Genomic DNA, 18248 nt, shown 5'->3' with positions numbered 1-18248 from the left:
CCGCGCTGGCGCGGCGGCCTCGCGGTATCCTACGGCGGTGAACGATTCTTCGCCTTTCCATGCAGGACGACCCGCTTTCCCATCCTGACCTCAGCCTGCCCGAAATCGGCGCCATGCCCGCCGCCGACCTGCTGGTGCTGACGGTCAACAACCGCCTGTCGCGCCGGCTCACGCTCGAGCTGGCCGGGCTGTTGCGCCAGGAACGCCAGGTCAGCGAACTGCCGCGCATCCTGCCCCTGTCCGCCTGGCTGGCCGAGTCCGCCAACGAACTGGCGTTCGAGGACGACGAGGACGTGCCGGCCTATCGCCTCGACAGCTTCGCCACGCAGCTGGTCTGGACCGAGGCCATCCGCGCCGAAGAAGCCGAGCGCGTGCTGCTCGACGCCAGCCAGGCCGCCCGCCTGTCGATGGACGCCGACCTGCTGATGGACGAATGGACACTGCAGGTGCCGTCCGGCGCCGATACCGATGAGTACCGCGGCTTCGCCCGCTGGCGCCAGCGCTACCGCAAGGCGCTGGCCGCCATCGACGCCGAAGACGCGAACCAGGGTTATGCGCGGGTGTTGCGGGCGCTCGAAGACGGCCGGCTGGCCGTTCCCGGGCAACTGGTGCTGGCCGGCTTCACCGATCTGTCGCCGCGTTTCCGGCGCCTGCTGCGCGCCTTCGAAGACCAGGGCTGCCTGATCGCGCAATGGCGCGATACCCAGCGGGCGCCGGCCACGCCGCGGCGCTTCGAGGCGGCCGACCACGGCGCCGAATGGCGCGCGGCGGCCGAATGGGCCGCGGGCCAGCTGGCGCAGCATCCCACCGGCCGCTACGCCATCGTTTCGCCGCAGCTCGAGGCCGAGTCGCCGTTCGCGCGCCGCATCCTGAGCCAGGCGCTGGCCGGCCGCGATGGCGCGCCGGCATTCGCCTTCAACGTGGCCGTGGGCCGCCCGCTCGACGAATGGCCGATGGCGCGCGCGGCGCTGGCCTGGCTGCGGGCGCTGGCTGAATGCGCGGCCGGCAAGGGCTGCGCCGTCGAGGTGCTGGGCGCGGCCCTGCTGGCGGGGCACTGCGCGGGCGACGTCAGCGAACGCGCGCGCCTGGCCGCCATCGACGCGCGCTGGCGTCGTCGCGGGCTGGTCCATGTCGGCGCGGCCGAGTGGCGCAAGCAACTGGCGGCCTTGCCGCCGTTGGCGCAGGCCTGGGACCAGGCCATGGAAATCTGGACGCGCGGTGGCGCCCGCGCGTCTTGCGACGTCTGGATGCTGCGCATGAAAGCGGCGTTGACGGCGCTGGGCTTTCCCGGCGAAGGCGTGCTGGACAGTGTCGGCTACCAGGCGCTGGGGGCGCTGGGAGAAGCCCTGGGCGGTTTCTCCGCGCTGGCGCCCGCCGCCGGCAAGCTGGGCGGCGTGGCGGCGGTCAATCTGCTGCAGAGCGTGGCGCGCTCGGCTTCGTTCCAGCCGCAGCGCGATCCCTCGGCGCGGCTCGACGTGCTGGGCCTGCTGGAAGCCGAAGGCGGCTTCTGGGACGGTATCTGGATACTGGGCCTGACCGACGACGTGCTGCCTGCCTCGCCCAAGCCGAATCCGTTGCTGCCCCTGGCGGTGCTGCGCCAGGCCAAGGCGCCGCGCGCCACGCCCGAACGCGAACGCGAATGGGCCGAGGGCATCTACGCGGCGTTGTGCCGTTGCGCGCCACAGGTGATCGTCAGCCATGCGCACATGGACGGCGAACGCGAACTGCGGCCGTCGCCGCTGATCGCCGCTGCTGCCCCCACCGACTGGCGGCCGGCGCCGGTCGCGGCCGTGGCCGCCCTGCCGCAGGAATCGCTGGACGATATGCGCGGACCGCCGCTGGCGGCCGATGACCGCGGCGGCGGCGGCCTGGACGTGCTCGACACGCAGGCGCGCAACCCCTTGTGGGCCTTCGTGCGGCATCGGCTGGGCGGGCGCGAGCTGGCGCCCTATGCCGACGCGGCCACGGTGAACGTGCGCGGCCAGTTCCTGCACAAGGCGCTCGAGCTGGTGTGGGGCATGCTGCCCGACCAGGAGGCCCTGCACGAAACGCTGGCAGCGGGGCGCCTGCCGGCGCTGCTGGAACAGGCGGTGGCGCAGGCGGCGGACGAGGAACTCCAGGAATACGCGCCGGCCCTGAAGGCGCTGGAATGCGCGCGCGCCAGGACGGTGCTGGCGGCGTGGCTCGACATGGAGGCGCAACGCCTGCCGTTCGCGGTGGCGCAGGTCGAGAAAAACCACCAATGGCGCCATGGCGCGCTGCACCTGAAGCTGCGGCTGGACCGCATCGACACGCTGGCCGATGGCCGCAACGTCATCGTCGACTACAAGACCGGGGTGGCCGCCGCCAAGCCCGAGCCGGATTGGTCGCGCAGCCGCCCCGTCAACGTGCAGCTGCCGTTCTATGCCTCGGTGCTGGCCGATGCCGCCGGCGGCGAGGTGGCCGGCCTGGTGCTGGCCCAGATCCACGCGCGCCAGGTGGCGGCGCAGGGACTGGCCGACGAAGACCTGGGCATGGAAGGCGTGACGCTGGCCGCCGAGAGCAAGTATTTCGATGGCTTGTCCTGGCCCGAGATCCGCCAGCGCTGGCGCGCCGCGATCGAGTCGCTGGCCGATGAATACGTGGCGGGCTACGCCGCCAACGTCGCCTATCGCCGCGACGACCTGAAATACTGTGATGCGCTGCCGTTCCTGCGCTTGCACCTGGACGATGAGGACGCCTGAGCCATGGCCGATGTCGAACGCCAGCCCCAGGACCACGCCGCGCGCGCGGCCGCGCTGGACCCTGCCCGCTCGTTCCTGGTGCAGGCTCCCGCCGGCTCCGGCAAGACCGAGCTGCTGACCGACCGCATCCTGGCGCTGCTGGCCACCGTCGACCGCCCCGAGGAAATCGTCGCCATCACCTTCACGCGCAAGGCCGCGTCCGAGATGCATGCGCGTGTGCTCAGCAAGCTGCGCCGCGGGCTGGACGCGCCGCCCGAGGCCGCGCACGAACGCCGCAGCTGGGACCTGGCGCGCGCCGCGCTGGCGCGCAACGACGCGCAGCAGTGGCATCTGCTGGACCACCCCGCGCGCCTGGCCATCCGCACCATCGACTCGTTCTGCGCCGGCCTGGTGCGCAGCATGCCGTGGCTGTCCGAACTGGGCGGCATGCCCGAGATCACCGACGACGCGCGCGCGCATTACGAGGCCGCGGCCCGCGCCACGCTCGACCTGGCGGACGACTACGACGCGGTGCGCATCCTGTTGCAGCACATGGACGTGGACGTGCAGGCCGCCAAGGACGCCATCGCCGACATGCTCGGCCAGCGCGACCAGTGGCTGCCGCTGCTGCGCCACGGCTCCGACCGCGAGGCCCTGGAAGAAACGCTGGCCGAAGCCATCGGCGAGGACCTGGACGCGCTGTGCGAGGCCATGCCGCTTGGCTGGGCCGAAGCGCTGTGCGGTCCCGCGCGGCTGGCCGCGGCCCAGTTGCAGGACGGCGGCGAAGACGACCGGCTGGCGCCGCTGCGCGACTGGACCGACGAACTGCCGGCCGACGCCGAGGCGCTGGACCAGTGGCGCGCCGTGGCCCATCTGCTGCTGACCGGCACCGGGTCGCTGCGCAAGACCGTCAACAAGAACCTGGGCTTTCCCGCCAAGTGCGCGCATAAGGAACCCTTCGTCGCCTGGCTCGAGAGCGCCGATGGCGACGCCCCGTGGGTGCGGCGCCTGGCTGCCGTGCGCGATATCCCCGCGCCGCGATTGAGCGATGCCCAGTGGGAAGTGCTGGGCGCGCAGCTGATGACGCTGGCGCTGGCCGTGGCGCAGCTGCGGCTGCGCTTCGCCGACACCGGCGAGGTCGATTTCATCGAGATCTCGCAACGCGCCGCCGCGGCGCTGGGCAGCGCCGACGATCCCGGCGAACTGCTGCTCAAGCTGGATGCGTCCATCCGCCATCTGCTGATCGACGAATTCCAGGACACCAGCCAGACGCAGCTGGATCTGTTGAAAACGTTGACCTCCGGCTGGCAGGCGGGAGATGGCCGCACGTTGTTCCTGGTGGGCGACCCGATGCAGTCGATCTACCGTTTCCGCAAGGCGGAAGTGGGCCTGTTCCTGGAAGTGGCGCAGCGGGGCGTGGGGGAACTCCAGCCCGGCTTTCTCAACCTCACCGACAATTTCCGTTCGCAGGCGGGCATCGTCGACTGGGTCAACGAATCGTTCGCGCAATTGCTGCCCAAGCGCAGCGACGCCGCCGCGGGCGCCATCAAGTACAGCCCGTCCAGCGCGTTCCACGAGACCCTGCCGGATCCGGCGGTGCGCTTTCATCCCGCCTGGTCGCGCGGCGGCGGCGTTCCGGCGGAGGAGCAGGCCGAGAATATCGCGGTCGGCCTGGTGCGCCAGGCGTTGGCAGACCACGCGGGCAGCAAGCATCCGGTCGCCATCCTGGTGCGGGCCCGCAGCCACCTTGGCAACCTCACGCGCCGGCTGGCGCAGGAGGGCATCCGCTGCCGCGCGGTGGACTTGGTGCCGCTGGCGTTGCGGCCGGTGGTGGCGGACCTGGTGCAGTTGGTTCGGGCGCTGTCCCACCCGGGCGACCGGCTGGCCTGGCTGTCGGTGCTGCGGGCGCCGTTCTGCGGCCTGACGCTGGAATCGTTGCAGCGCCTGTTCGGCGCCGACCACTTCACGCCGGTGCCGGTGCTGCTGGAGCGGTTGTTGCGCCCCGCGCCGGCCCGGCCCGCCGACTCCCCGCCGGTGCGGGCCGTCTCGGCCACGGCCCCAGCCGCGTCGCGGCAGGGCTCGCTGTTCGACGACACCGAGAATCCGGCACAGGGGGCGTTATTCGATGATGCCGCGTCGCCGACGCCGCCTGGCGATCCGGCCGGGACGACCCGGCAAACAGGCGCGGCGTTGCCGCCGGACGATGCCGGCGCGCGGCTTTCGGCCGAGGCTTTGCTGCATCCCGATGAATACGCCCGCCTGCGGCAGGTGGCGGCGGTGCTGCTGGACTCGCGCAACGCCTCGGGCGCCATGCCGTTCGCGGCCTGGATCGAGACGCTGTGGCGCCGCCTGGGCGGTCCCGCGCTCTACAGCGGGCCGTCGGTGGCCAATGACGCCGAAAGCCTGTTCCAGCTGGTCGAGCGCCTGGCGCCGCACGGCGCCATCGATCCGGCCGCGCTGGACGCCGGCATCGCGCGGCTGTTCGCGGCGCCGGATGCGGCCGACGAAGAGGCCGCCGTCGAGATCATGACCATGCACAAGTCCAAGGGCCTGCAGTTCGAAACCGTCATCCTTTACGGCCTGCATCGCGCTCCGCGCGGCGACCAGCCGCCGCTGGTGCGCTTCGAGCAAAGCGGCGGGCGGGTGCTGTTCGGCCCGGTCAAGCCGCGCGCCGAGACCGAGGCCGACCCCGTGTCGCGCTACCTCGGCGCGCGCGAGGCGCGCCGAGCTTCCTACGAAATCGACCGCCTGCTGTACGTGGCCGCCACCCGCGCCCGCAAGCGCCTGCATCTGGTTGGCCACGTCGCCATCGACGAAGCCACCGGCCAGGCCAAGACACCGTCCTCCGCCAGCCTGCTGGGCCGCCTCTGGCCCTGCCTGACAACACCCGTGCCGCCCGCGACGGACGGCGATAGCGCCGAACCCCGCGACGACGGCCCTGAATGGCAAGGCGAGCCCCTGCGCCGCGTGCATCGCGACGGCCTGGCGCAACTGGCGCGCCAGGCCGATATCGCCATCAGCCCCGGCTTCGCCGCGGCCGCGCGCGGCGCCTGGGGCGACAGCGCCGAGCATCCCGCCTGGCAACTCGAATCCGGCTACGACGCCGCCATCGGCACCTTGGCCCACGCCTGGCTGGCCCGCATCGGCCAGGACGGCATCGCCGCCTGGCCAGCCGAGGCCCTGGCCCACCGCCTGCCCGCCATGCGCCGTCAACTGACCCGCGCCGGCATCCCGGCCAGCCAGGCCGATACCGCTGTCGAAGCCGTCCTGGATACCCTCCAGTCCACTCTGGCCGACGACCGTGGCCTCTGGCTCCTGTCCCAATCCGGCGCCCGCCGCGAATGGCCGCTCATCGACGCCGCCGGCAAGGTCTCCGTCATCGACCTGGCCCTGAGCACCGAAGACGGCTGGCTGATCGTCGACTACAAAACAGGCCGTCCCCAACCCAACGAATCCCCCGCCGCCTTCGCCCAACGCATGCGCCAACGCCACGGCGACCAACTCCTGCGCTACTGCGCCCAAGTCACCGCCCTGGACGGCCGCAAAGCCCGCGCCGCCCTCTACTTCCCCCGCGCCCGCGCTTGGATCGACCTATAAAAAAGAAGCAAGGCAAAGCGAAGCGAGCCCCCAAGACAAGCGAAGCAAAGTCTTCTCCCTCCCCTAGAGGGGAGGGCCGTGGAGGGGGCACACACACACTGCCCCCCGAGGCCCGCCAAGCAAGAGGCTAGCCGAGCGAGCAACGCGAAGCTCCGCTTCCCTCGCGCCCGAGCCTGATAGACCTATAACCCCGCCAAGGCAAAGCAGGGTAAAGCAAGGCAAAGCGAAGCGAGCCCCCAAGACAAGCGAAGCAAAGTCTTCCTCCCTCCCCCTCGGGGGGAGGGCCGGGGAGGGGGCGCACATACAGCCCCTCGGGGCCCGCCAAGCAAGAGGCTAGCCGAGCGAGCAACGCGAAGCTCTGCTAGAATCTTGCTTGGCGGGCCCCTTCGCATGGTTCGACGGTGAACCTGGTCAGGTCGGGAACGAAGCAGCCATAGTCGTTTAGGGTCAGTGCCGGAGTAAGGCTCGCCAACCGGTTTTCGCAAAGGGGACGGGGTTGTTTTCCAAGGGGATTTCCCCGGAAGATGATTCCGTCCCCTTTGCATTTCGCGCCGGCAATCGCATAGGCTCTTGCAAAGGCTCTACAATCCCGCCATGACTTATCTGGTACTGGCCCGCAAGTGGCGGCCGCGATCGTTCGATACCCTCGTGGGACAGGATCACGTGGTGCGCGCGCTGACGCATGCGCTCGACACCCAGCGCCTGCATCACGCCTGGCTGTTCACCGGCACCCGCGGCGTCGGCAAGACCACGCTGTCGCGCATCCTGGCCAAATCGCTCAACTGCGAAACCGGCATCACCTCCAAGCCCTGCGGCGTCTGTCGCGCCTGCACCGAGATCGATGCCGGCCGTTTCGTCGACTACCTCGAACTGGACGCGGCCTCGAACCGCGGCGTCGAGGAAATGACCCAGCTGCTGGAGCAGGCCGTCTACGCGCCGGGCGCGGGCCGCTTCAAGGTCTACATGATCGACGAAGTGCACATGCTCACCGGGCACGCGTTCAACGCGATGCTCAAGACGCTGGAAGAGCCGCCGCCGCACGTCAAATTCATCCTCGCCACCACCGACCCGCAGAAGATCCCGGTCACGGTGCTGTCGCGCTGCCTGCAATTCAATCTGAAGCAGATGCCGGCCGACTCCATCGTGGGCCACCTGCAGGCGGTGCTGGGCGAAGAGCAGGTCGGCTTCGAAGTGCCGGCCCTGCGCCTGATCGGCCAGGCCGCGTCGGGTTCCATGCGCGATGCGCTGTCGCTGACCGACCAGGCCATCGCCTACAGCGCCGGCAACCTGACCGAAGACGCCGTGCGCGGCATGCTCGGCACCATCGACCAGCGCCACCTGGTGCGCCTGCTGGACGCGCTGTCCACCGGCGACGCCAAGGGCGTGCTGGCGGTGGCCGACGAACTCGCCACGCGCGGCCTGTCGTACGCCGGCGCGCTGGCCGACCTGGCGGTGCTGCTGTCACGCGTCGCCATCGAGCAACGCGTGTCCGGCGTGACGCCGGCCGAGGACCCGCTGGTGGCCGACATCGCCCGCCTGGCGCAGACCCTGCATCCCGACGCGGTGCAACTGTTCTACTCGGTGGCGGTGCACAGCCGCGGCGAACTGACGCTGGCGCCGGACGAGTACGCCGGTTTCATCATGGCGTGCCTGCGCATGCTGGCGCTCAACGGTGACGCCGGTCCGCAGACCGCCATCGAGGCGCCTGCCACGCCGGCCCGCCAGACAGCCGAACCCGCCGTGGCCGCCGCGCAGCCGCCGCAGGCAGCGCCGGTCGCCACCGCTCCTGCGGTGGAACGGCCCGCGCCGGCGGCGCAACCGGCGGCACCCGCGCCGGCGCCCGTGGCGGCGACGCCCGCGCCATCCGTGCCTGTGAGCGCGCCGCAAGCGAACGTCGCGCCGGTTCCGGCCGCCGCGCCTGCGCCGATGGCCGCGGCGCCTGTCACCGCACCTGTCGCGCCCGCCCAGCCGGCCGCTGCCAGCGTGCCGCCTTGGGAAGACGCTCCCGCCGCCGCGGATGCCGCCCAGGCCGCCGCAGCCACTGCCCAGCCGGCGTCCCCCGCGAATGCCGCAGCCGCAGGCGCTCCGGCCAAGACGGCATCGCCCAGCGCCGCTCCCGCCGTCGCGCAAGCGCCCGCCCCGCATGCCCCCGCCACGGACACTCCTGCCGTCTCCGCGGCCCCGGTGCCCGCCAAGTCGGCCCCGCTGGCCGTGACGCCCGCGGCCGCCGCGGTCGCGCCGGCCGCCGATGACGACGGTCCGCCGTCCTGGGTCGATGAGGAAATCCCGTTCGAGGCCGAAGGCGGCTTCGTGCCTGATGCTGGCTTCGCGCCCGACGGCGGCTTCACGTCCGACCCCGACGACGATTTCGAAACGCTGGCCAGCGCGCCATCGTCCGCGCCCGCGCCTTCCGCGGCGCCGGCCCGGCGCGAAGGCCCGGCCCCGGCCCGCAAGCGCCAGTCGCGCGCGCGCCTGGCCGACATGACCTCCGCCGCCTGGCCCGAACTGGCCGCGCGCCTGCCGGTCACCGGCCTGGCCGCCGAACTGGCGCGCCAGAGCGAATGGGCCGGCGTGCAGGGCGATGCCATCATCCTGCGCGTGGCCGTCAAGACGCTGGCCGAAAGCGAAAGCCGCGTGCGCCTGCAGACGGTGCTGTGCGAACACTTCGGCCAGGGCATCCGGCTGGACGTGGACGTCGGCGCGGTCGGTGAAGCCACGGCCCACGCCGTGGCCCAGGCCGAACGCGCGGCGCGCCAGCAGGCCGCCGAGGACGCGGTCGCCGTCGATCCCTTCGTGCAGGCGCTGGTGGCGGACTTCGGCGCCCATGTCGTGGCCGGTTCGATCCGCCATGTCGACTCTCCTTCCGCCGCCGCGTAACGCGCCGGCAAATCCCTACATTCCCTCGTTCAAGGAAGCTCCATCATGATGAAAGGACAACTGGCCGGCCTGATGCGCCAGGCGCAGCAGATGCAGGAAAACATGAAGAAGGCGCAGGACGCGCTGGCCGAGATCCAGGTCGAAGGCGCCTCCGGCGGCGGCCTGGTCAAGGTCACCATGACCTGCCGCCACGACGTCAAGCGCGTCGAGATCGATCCGTCGCTGCTGGCCGACGACAAGGACATGCTGGAAGACCTGGTCGCCGCCGCCTTCAACGACGCGCTGCGCAAGGCCGAGGCCACCTCCCAGGAAAAGATGGCGTCCGTCACCGCCGGCATGCCGCTGCCCCCGGGCATGAAGCTGCCGTTCTGATCGAACGTTCCGGCCGCCGCCGCCCCGGGCGGCGCGGCCTTTGCCGTCCGCAAGTTGCCGTCGTGTCATGGACCCTCTACTGCCCGAACCCGAACCGCTGGTCTCGCTGATCGAGGCGCTGCGGCGCCTGCCCGGCGTGGGTGTGCGTTCCGCGCGACGCATGGCCTATCACCTGTTGCAGCACGATCCCCAGGGCGCCGATATGCTCGGACGCGCGCTGGCGGGCGCGGTGCGCGATCTGCGCCATTGCTCGCGCTGCAACAGCTTCGCCGAAGAGGATGTGTGCGCGACCTGCGCCAATCCCAAGCGCGATCCCTCGCTGCTGTGCATCGTCGAGACGCCGGCCGATCAGAACATGATCGAGTCCAGCCACGGCTACCGCGGCTTGTACTACGTGCTGATGGGTCGGGTGGCGCCGCTGGAGGGCATCGGCCCGCGCGAACTCGATTTCGACCGAGTCATCCGCCGTGCTACCGACGGCGTGGTGCAGGAGGTCATCCTGGCCACCAACTTCACCGCCGAAGGCGAGACCACCGCGCACTTCCTGGGCGAGGCCCTGGGCGAGCGCGGCCTGCGGGTCACGCGCCTGGCGCGCGGCGTGCCGGCGGGCAGCGAATTGGAATACGTGGACGCCGGCACCATCGCCTGGGCGCTGATGGAGCGCAAGACCACCTGACACGCCCCCACAATAGCGCGCCGGCAATGTACCGGCGAGCATTGGAAAAACGGCCCGCCCCGCGCCGGCGCGGCCTCCACGAGAGGAAGACAACCAACATGTCAGCCCTGACCGGCCTGAAGGTCCTGGAACTCGGCACGCTCATCGCCGGCCCGTTCGCCGCGCGCATCTTCGGCGAATTCGGCGCCGACGTCATCAAGGTGGAAACGCCGCACGGCCCCGACGGGACCGGCGGCGGCGACCCCATTCGCAGCTGGCGCCACCTGCACGAAGGCAATTCGCTGTGGTGGACCGTGCAGGCCCGCAACAAGCAATCCATCGCGCTCAACCTCAAGCATCCCGAGGCCCGTGAAATCGCCCGCAGGCTGGCGCTGGACGCAGACGTGGTGGTCGAGAACTACCGTCCCGGCGTGCTGGAGAAGTGGGGCCTGGGCTATGAACAGCTGCGCGCCATCAATCCGGCGCTGATCATGGTGCGCCTGTCCGGCTATGGCCAGACCGGCCCGATGAAGGACCAGCCGGGCTTCGGCGCCATCGGCGAATCCATGGGCGGCCTGCGCTACGTGTCCGGCCACCCGGACCGCCCGCCGCTGCGGGTCGGCATCTCGATCGGCGATTCGATCGCCGCGCTGCATGGCGTGATCGGCGCGATGATGGCGCTGCGCCACCGCGACGCCACCGGCGGCCGCTGGAACGGCGTGCAGGGCGAAGGGTGCCAGGCGGGACAGGGCCAGATGGTCGACGTCGCCCTGTACGAGGCCGTGTTCAACATGATGGAAAGCCTGGTGCCCGAGTATGACGTGGCCGGCGTGGTGCGCGAACGCACCGGCGGCGCGTTGCCCGGCATCGTGCCGTCCAATACCTACACCACGCGCGACGGCCAGAACATCGTCATCGCCGGCAACGGCGATGCGATCTTCCACCGCCTGATGCTGGCCATCGGCCGCGACGACCTGGCCTCGGATCCGGACCTGGTGCGCAACGACGGCCGCGCCCGCCGCGTCGCCGAGATCGATGGCGCCATCCAGCAATGGTGCGATGGCCGCGGCATCGAGGAGGCGCTCAACACCCTGAAGGCGGCCGACGTGCCGGTCGGCAAGATCTACAGCGTGGCCGACATGTTCACGGATCCGCAGTTCCTGGCGCGCCGCATGATCGAACAGCACCACTTCGCCGACGGCAGTCCGGTCAAGCTGCCGGCGGTGGTGCCCAAGCTCTCGGAAACCCCGGGCGGCACCCGCTGGATCGGTCCGTCATTAGGGGAACATACCGAGGAAGTCCTGAAAGCGCTGGGGTATGATTCAGCGGCTATCGACAAGCTGGCGCAGACCGGCGCTATCGGTATCCCCGCACCCAAGGAGACAACACATGTCAGTCACACGTCGTGATCTGCTCAAGATGGCCGGCGCCGCCGGCGTCATGGGCATGGCCCCCGCCATCGTGCGCGCCCAGAAGCTGGAGAAGACCAAGGTCCAGATCGCCGTGGGCGGCAAACCCCTGATCTACTACCTGCCGCTGTCCATCGCCGAGGCGCGCGGTTACTTCAAGGACGAGGGCCTGGACGTCTCCATCGCCGACTTCGCCGGCGGTTCCAAGGCCTTGCAGGCCGTGGTGGGCGGCAGCGCCGACGTGGTCTCGGGCGCCTTCGAGCACACGCTGTCGATGCAATCGAAGGGCCAGGCCTACCGCGCCTTCGTGCTGCAGGGCCGCGCACCGATGATCGGCGTGGGCGTGTCCAAGAAGAACCTGCCCAATTACAAGGGCCCCGCCGACCTCAAGGGCAAGAAGATCGGCGTGACCGCGCCGGGCTCGTCCACCAACATGGTGGTCAGCTTCTTCCTGGCCAAGCACGGCCTGAAGGCTTCGGACGTGTCGATCATCGGCGTGGGCGCCGGCGCCGGCGCGGTGACCGCGCTGCACAGCGGCCAGATCGACGCCATCTCCAACACCGACCCGGTGGTGTCGATGCTGGAAATGCCGGGCGACATCCAGATCATCGTCGACACCCGCACGCTCAAGGACACGCAGGACATCTTCGGCGGCAACATGCCCGCGGGCTGCCTGTATGCGCCGCAGGCGTTCATCGACGCCAATCCCAATACCGTGCAGGCGCTCACCAACGCCATGGTGCGCGCCGACAAGTGGATCCAGAAGGCAGGCCCGGACGAGATCGCCAAGGTCGTGCCCGAGACCTACCTGCTGGGCGACCCGGCGGTGTACAAGGCCGCCATCGGCAAGAGCCTCGAAGGCCTGTCGCCTGACGGCCTGATCCCCGAGGACGGCGCCGCCACCGCGCTCAAGGCCCTGGCCGCGTACCAGGCGGATTTCGACGGCGCCAAGATCGATCCGTCCAAGGTCTGGACCAACGACTTCGCGCGCCGCGCCAACGAGAAGTACCCCAATGGCTGAAGCCGCGCTTTCGCTGGAAAACATCAGCTGCACCTTCGTCTCCCGCGACGACCGCTCGCAGCGCTACACCGCCGTCAGCGACACCAGCCTGGCCATCGCGCCGGGCGAGTTCGTGTCGGTGGTGGGGCCGACGGGCTGCGGCAAGTCCACCCTGCTCAACGTCAGCGCCGGCCTGCTGGCGCCGTCGTCGGGGCAGGTCAAAGTGTTCGGCCAGCCGCTGTCGGGCATCAATTCGCGTGCTGGCTACATGTTCCAGGGCGAGGCGCTGCTGCCCTGGCGCAGCGCGCTCGACAACGTGGTGGCCGGGCTGGATTTCGCCGGCGTGCCGCGTGTCGAGGCCCTCGAGCGCGGCCGCGACTGGATGCGCCGCGTCGGCCTGGGCGGCTTCGAGAGCCGCTATCCGCATCAGATGTCCGGCGGCATGCGCAAGCGCGCCATGCTGGCGCAGACGCTGATCCGCGATCCCGACATCATCCTGATGGACGAGCCGTTCTCGGCGCTCGACATCCAGACGCGCCAGCTGATGGAAAACGAGGTCCTGGACCTGTGGATGGCCAAGCGCAAGGCGGTGCTGTTCATCACCCATGACCTGGATGAAGCCATCGCCATGAGCGACCGCGTGGTGGTGCTGTCGGCCGGGCCGGGCACGCATCCGATCGGCGAATTCGCCATCGACCTGCCGCGTCCGCGCGACGTGGCCGAGGTGCGCAACAACCTGCGCTTCGTCGAACTGCACGCGGCCATCTGGGCCGTGCTGCGCGAGGAAGTGCTCAAGGGCTACGCCCAACAACAGAAGCGGGCCTGAGGCCGTGCCTGATCCCGGCCACGCCCGCTTCCCCATGAACAGGCCCTGACCATGTCCAAGTCGTTCAAACCAGGCTCCGCCAGCCTGCGCTTCTGGCAGTTGCTGCTGCTGGTCGTCATCCTGGGCGTGTGGCACTTTGCCTCGCGCGATCCCAAGGTGGCGTTCTTCTTCGGCGAACCCCTCAAGGTGTGGGGCCGCATCTGGGCCTGGTTCGTCACCAACGCCGACATCTACACCCACCTGTGGGTCACGCTGACCGAAACCGTGCTGGCCTTCTTCATCGGCACCATCGCCGGCCTGGCCTTCGGCCTGTGGCTGGGGCTTTCGCCACGCGCCAGCGCGATTCTCGATCCCTACATCAAGGCGGCCAATTCGATGCCGCGCGTGATCCTGGCGCCGATCTTCGGCATGTGGTTCGGGCTTGGCATCTGGTCCAAGGTGGCGCTGGCGGTGACGCTGGTGTTCTTCATCGTCTTCTTCAACGTCTACCAGGGCGTGCGCGAGGTCAGCCCGACCCTGCTGGACAACGCCCGCATGCTGGGCGCGCGCCAGCGCCAGTTGCTGCGCCACGTCTATCTGCCGTCGGCCACAAGCTGGGTGTTCTCGAGCCTGCACACCTCGGTGGGCCTGGCCTTCGTCGGCGCGGTGGTCGGGGAATACCTGGGCTCGGCCAGCGGGGTCGGCTACCTGATCCTGCAGGCCGAAGGCACCTTCGACGTCAATACGGTTTTCGCGGGCATCGTGGTGCTGACGGCGTTCGCGCTGGTACTCGACTACATTGTCGGGATCGGTGAAAAGCGCCTGATGAAGTGGCAGCCGAAGTCGGGCGAAACAGAAAAGATCTGAGCCGCTTCCGGTCTGCCGCGCGGGCTGGTCCCGGGGGGGCCGCTAGCCTGCAGCCCGCAGGGCACGCTGTTCGCGCAGCCAGGCGGCCAGGCTGTCGAAGGCATCCTGCGCGCCACGCAGCGCCTGCGTTTCGTGACCTTGGGCCGCCTCGTCCAGGTGCAGCAGGAACCCCTTCCACAGCGGCCCGACGTCGTCGCCGTAGCCGCGCAGGTAGCCTAGCGGCAGCGGCGGCGCCAGCGTCTCGAGCCGCTTGGCCAGGAAGCGTCCTCCCAGTTGCGAACCTTCCACCACGTACGCCACGCCCAGCGCATAGGCGTCGGCCGCCCGCGGGCGCGGCGCATCAGGGCATTGCGGAACCGGCGCGCTGTCGCCCGCCGCCCGCAGGTCGGCGCGGATCAGCGCGCTCTTGCCGTCCCTGTCTTCGGCCCGCAGCGCGGCGGGCCAGTCCAGTTGCCACAGCCGGTTTTCCACCGGTTCAAGCCAGCCCAGCATGGCGCGCAGATACGCCACATAGCGGGCCGGACTGACGTTGCCATCGGCCAGCGCCAGTCCCTGATCCAGGGCCTCGTGGCGGTCGCGGGTGCCATCGCGCAGGAATTGGTGCACCGGGGAGATCATGCGGGTTCCTTGCCCGAGGCGGCGCGGTGCAACGACCAACTCTGCGGCTGCCGCTCGAAGCGCCAGCCTGAGTCGGCGGCCAGCCATTCGATGTCCCGCGTGTCGAACAGCGCGGCTCCGTCCGGCGCCTGCGCGGGCACGGTGAAGCGGGCATGCCATGCCGATGGGTCGGCCGTGTCAAGCTCCACTTCGGCGCCTTCAGGCAGCCAGGCCACCAGGCACAGCAGCCAGGCCATGAGCAGATAACGGCTGGTGAAAGCGGGCAGTTCGAGCGCGCCCGGGTCCTCGGGCCAGCGGACCCGGCGCTTGGACCACATCAATTGCGAGAACAGCAGCTTGCGGCATTCCTTGAGCAGCGTCGCCAGCGGCAGCGTCGCGCCGTTGTCGCTGAACCACTGGTCCAGGTCGCGGATCACGCTGACGCTGTCTTCCAGCATGTCGTTGAGGTCTCCGGCCAGCCGTTCGCAGCGCTGCTGCCGTGCCTCGGCATCCGCGTCTTCAGGCGCGTGGCTCAGCATGGCCGCCGCCAAGGTGGCATTCGATAGCGGCGCGATGGCCTCGTGGCGCAGCACCGGGAATATCTGCGCCAGCACCTTCAGCCGTACGCCTTGCGCGGCCAGCGCCTGGGCGGATATATCGACTTGCATGGCGATGTCAGCCCGCCTGGCGCAGCACGGTCAGCAGCGCATCGGGGTCGGCAGGCTTTTCGATCCAGCCATCGAACAGGGCGGAGGCGTCTTCGTGCCGTTCATGCCGCGCCAGGCCGCTCAGGGCGTAGATGCGCGATGACACATTGCGCTCGCGCAGCCGGCGGGCCAGCTCGTAGCCGTCCATGTCGGGAAGCAGGATGTCAACCAGCACCGCTTCGGGGGCGAACGTGGCGGCCTGCCGCAGCGCGTCTTCGCCGGTACCCGCGCAGCGCGCCTCCAGGCCGGACAGCGCCAGGAATTCGGCCAGCAGTTCCGAGCCCATTTCATTGTCGTCAACCAGCAGGACGCGTAGGGCGCGCTCGTCGTTCAAGGGATGTCTCCAGATTCGGGGACCTGCGGCGCATCCTGGTCGCGCGGCAGGGTAACGGTGAAAATGACCAGGCCGTCGCGGCAGTCGACGGCGATCTCGCCCTGGTGGTCGCGCACCACCTGTTCGGCGATGTACAGGCCGAGCCCGAGGCCGTTGCGGTTGCGCGAATGGCCCAGGGATTCGGGCTTGAAGGGTGAGAACAGGTGCGCCATGACGTCGTCGGGGATCGGCGCGCCATGGTTGGCCACGGTGAGTTCGATGGTGTCGCCGCGCGGCATCGCGCTGACGTGGATCGGCATGCGCGGCGCGCCATGCTGGCGGGCGTTGCTCATCAGGTTGGTGACCACCTGGGCGATGCGGTCGGTGTCGGCCGTCAGCACCAGGTCGGGGTGCACGTCCGGCTCGATGAGCAGGCCGGGATAGGCCTGGCGCTTTTCCTCGATCAGGCCGTTCAAGAGGTCGGACAGGCGGCATTCGCGCTTTTCGATGCCTAACCCCATGCCGCCCTGCAGCCGGGAAAGATCCAGCACCTGCGAGATCAGCCGCTGCATGCGCCCGCTGGAATAGCGGATGCGTTCGCCCATGCGGGCGCCGGCGTCGGTCCGCGAAAGCAGCGTGGCCGCCATGGAAATCGATTGCAGCGGATCGCGCAGGTCATGGCCCAGCATCGCCAGCAGCGCGGTGCGGGCGCGGTCGACATCGGCGGCGCGGCTGGTGGCGATGTGCGACAGCTCGTCGCGCAGGTTGTCGGCCGCCTCGAGTTCGGCCGGCAGCCACGGCGGGCTGGTGTCGCGCATGACCTCGCGCCAGGCCTCGAACGAGCCGCGCGGGGTCAGGCGCGGCCCCAGGTTGCCCACCGCGTATTGCTTTTCGGGTTTGCCGCCCCACACCACGGTCTCGATCTGTTCGCGCCGCAACCAGATCAGCCAGCCGTTGTTCATGGGATCGAACTTGCACGCCAGCAGGCCCGCATAGGGCACCAGGTCGGTCTGCAGCTCGGGATAGTCGCGCGCGATGTGGTTGGTGTGGACCAAACGTTGCCCGCTCTGGTCCAGCGCGCACAGGATGCCGGCAAGTTCGCCGCGCGGCGCGATGCCCCCGAACACCGTGACGCTGTTGCCCCACAGGCACAGCGCGGCGTCGTTGGCGATCAGCGAGGCGGGCGTTTCCGGGCCGCCGGAAAGGGCCTGGTGGATGTTTTCGGAATCCGATGCGCGCTCGGTCAACCGGCTGACCAGCGCGACATTGCGCCGTGTTTGCGCGGCGCGGTCGTTGCCTTCGATGGTCGCCAGCGCCGCGGACAGCACCTGTGTCAGCGCCTCGCAGGCCAGCCGGGCCGGGTAGGGGACCAGGCGCGGCGAATGGTGGTGGCACGCGATCATGCCCCAGAGCCTGCCGCCGATCACCAGCGACAGGCTCATGGTGGCGCGCACGCCCATGTTTGCCATGTATTCCAGATGCACCGGCGATACGCTGCGCAGCACCGAGAAGCTCATGTCGAGCGGTGCGTCGATGCCGTCCTGCGCCAGCACCCGCACCGGCTGGTACTGGCCGTCGGCGATCTGGCGCAAAGTATTCACGGTGTAAAGGCGACGCGCCTGGGCCGGAATGTCGCCGGCGGGATAGCGGCGCCCGACCCAGTCTTCGAGCGCGGGATCGCCGCGCCGCTCGGCCACGATCTCGCCGCTGTCGTCGGGATGGAAGCGATAGGCCATGACGCGGTCGAAGCCGGTGGCGCGTTGCACCTCTTGGACGGCGCGCTCCAGCAGGCCGGCGATGTCGCGCTGCGCCCGCACGCGCTCGATGCTGCGGTAGATCAGCGCGGGATCGGCGATGCCGGCGTCGTTGCCGCGGCGCTCGAGTTCGATCAGCGTCAGGTCGTCGGTGTTGCGGTGGGCGATGACGTCGTAGGCGTGCCCGTCCAGCGAGATGCTGAGCGGATCGAAGACGGGATCGTCCTGGGACAGCCAGCCCGGCAGGTTCCGCGCCAGGCCCGGCGGCAGCGAAGCCGGATCGCAGCGATAGCCCAATGCGACCGGCATCCCGAGCACCTGCGGGGCGTTTTCGCTGGCGTAGCGCAACACGCCCGCGGCATCGAAGGCGAGCAACGCGCCCAGGGGCTGGATCGCGCCCGGGACGTGAATCGGTTCGCTGTCGCAGTTCGCGAGCGTGACAGGCGGATGGGACTGGGTTGGCGCATTCATTCTAGGCTTGTCCTGGAGGTGCGCAATGTGTTGTCATTATGTCAAAGTTCTTGCGAATGTGTGCATATGCAGCGTCGGGGATTTTGGCGCGCGCCGCCTCGTTTTTTGGGCGTCCACCATCC

At 69.8% G+C, this 18248-nt stretch carries 13 protein-coding genes and 1 other RNA gene; 10 read left to right on the top strand and 4 right to left on the bottom strand.

The window, feature by feature from the left end; genetic code table 11:
* Positions 1-59 precede the first annotated feature (59 nt).
* The 10 genes from AC6CR5_RS14030 to AC6CR5_RS13985 all read left to right on the top strand — a co-directional run bounded on the left by AC6CR5_RS14030 (position 60) and on the right by AC6CR5_RS13985 (position 14284).
* Positions 60-2723, top strand: coding sequence for a PD-(D/E)XK nuclease family protein (locus AC6CR5_RS14030; RefSeq protein WP_498085719.1), 2664 nt, complete (start codon positions 60-62; stop codon positions 2721-2723).
* A 3-nt stretch (positions 2724-2726) separates the two neighbouring features.
* Entirely contained in the window at positions 2727-6299 is a 3573-nt protein-coding gene (locus tag AC6CR5_RS14025) for a UvrD-helicase domain-containing protein (protein ID WP_498085718.1), read from the top strand.
* A 375-nt stretch (positions 6300-6674) separates the two neighbouring features.
* An RNA gene (gene ffs / locus AC6CR5_RS14020) (signal recognition particle sRNA small type) lies at positions 6675-6772 on the top strand.
* Between the two features lie 121 nt (positions 6773-6893).
* Entirely contained in the window at positions 6894-9176 is a 2283-nt protein-coding gene (gene dnaX, locus AC6CR5_RS14015) for a DNA polymerase III subunit gamma/tau (RefSeq protein ID WP_047993225.1), read from the top strand.
* A 45-nt stretch (positions 9177-9221) separates the two neighbouring features.
* Complete coding sequence (locus AC6CR5_RS14010) at positions 9222-9548, top strand: YbaB/EbfC family nucleoid-associated protein (RefSeq protein WP_006385500.1); 327 nt, start codon at positions 9222-9224, stop codon at positions 9546-9548.
* 67 nt (positions 9549-9615) lie between these two features.
* Positions 9616-10224, top strand: coding sequence for a recombination mediator RecR (gene recR / locus AC6CR5_RS14005; protein ID WP_006385499.1), 609 nt, complete (start codon positions 9616-9618; stop codon positions 10222-10224).
* Positions 10225-10322: 98 nt separating this feature from the next.
* Positions 10323-11612, top strand: a complete 1290-nt coding sequence (locus AC6CR5_RS14000) for a CaiB/BaiF CoA transferase family protein (protein WP_047993224.1) — start codon at positions 10323-10325, stop codon at positions 11610-11612.
* A complete protein-coding gene (locus AC6CR5_RS13995; protein WP_498085717.1) occupies positions 11593-12633 on the top strand; it encodes an ABC transporter substrate-binding protein in 1041 nt (346 codons plus the stop codon). The genes AC6CR5_RS14000 and AC6CR5_RS13995 overlap by 20 nt, the downstream gene beginning before the upstream one ends.
* Positions 12626-13438 (top strand): ABC transporter ATP-binding protein, encoded by an 813-nt coding sequence (locus AC6CR5_RS13990; protein ID WP_054446667.1) that lies wholly within the window; start codon positions 12626-12628, stop codon positions 13436-13438. Before AC6CR5_RS13995 ends, AC6CR5_RS13990 begins: the two co-directional genes overlap by 8 nt.
* Before the next feature lie 51 nt (positions 13439-13489).
* On the top strand, positions 13490-14284 hold the full coding sequence (locus tag AC6CR5_RS13985; protein ID WP_020926772.1) for an ABC transporter permease: 795 nt from the start codon (positions 13490-13492) through the stop codon (positions 14282-14284).
* Positions 14285-14326: 42 nt separating this feature from the next.
* On the opposite strand, the gene AC6CR5_RS13980 is transcribed toward AC6CR5_RS13985, so the two are convergent.
* Genes AC6CR5_RS13980 through AC6CR5_RS13965 form a run of 4 tightly spaced genes read right to left on the bottom strand, consistent with a single transcriptional unit; the run spans position 14327 to position 18126 of the window.
* Positions 14327-14902: a biliverdin-producing heme oxygenase gene (locus AC6CR5_RS13980; RefSeq protein WP_020926773.1), complete on the bottom strand. Its 576-nt coding sequence runs from the start codon at positions 14900-14902 to the stop codon at positions 14327-14329.
* Positions 14899-15549, bottom strand: a complete 651-nt coding sequence (locus AC6CR5_RS13975; RefSeq protein ID WP_020926774.1) for a hypothetical protein — start codon at positions 15547-15549, stop codon at positions 14899-14901. The genes AC6CR5_RS13980 and AC6CR5_RS13975 overlap by 4 nt, the downstream gene beginning before the upstream one ends.
* A 7-nt stretch (positions 15550-15556) precedes the next feature.
* Complete coding sequence (locus AC6CR5_RS13970) at positions 15557-15922, bottom strand: response regulator (protein WP_020926775.1); 366 nt, start codon at positions 15920-15922, stop codon at positions 15557-15559.
* Positions 15919-18126, bottom strand: a complete 2208-nt coding sequence (locus tag AC6CR5_RS13965) for an ATP-binding protein (protein WP_020926776.1) — start codon at positions 18124-18126, stop codon at positions 15919-15921. The genes AC6CR5_RS13970 and AC6CR5_RS13965 overlap by 4 nt, the downstream gene beginning before the upstream one ends.
* Positions 18127-18248: the final 122 nt, after the last annotated feature.

This window comes from Achromobacter sp. EG18 (assembly GCF_059759395.1).
The sequence above is the reverse complement of the archived record's forward strand: the minus strand, read 5'-3'. Positions and strand labels throughout refer to the sequence as shown.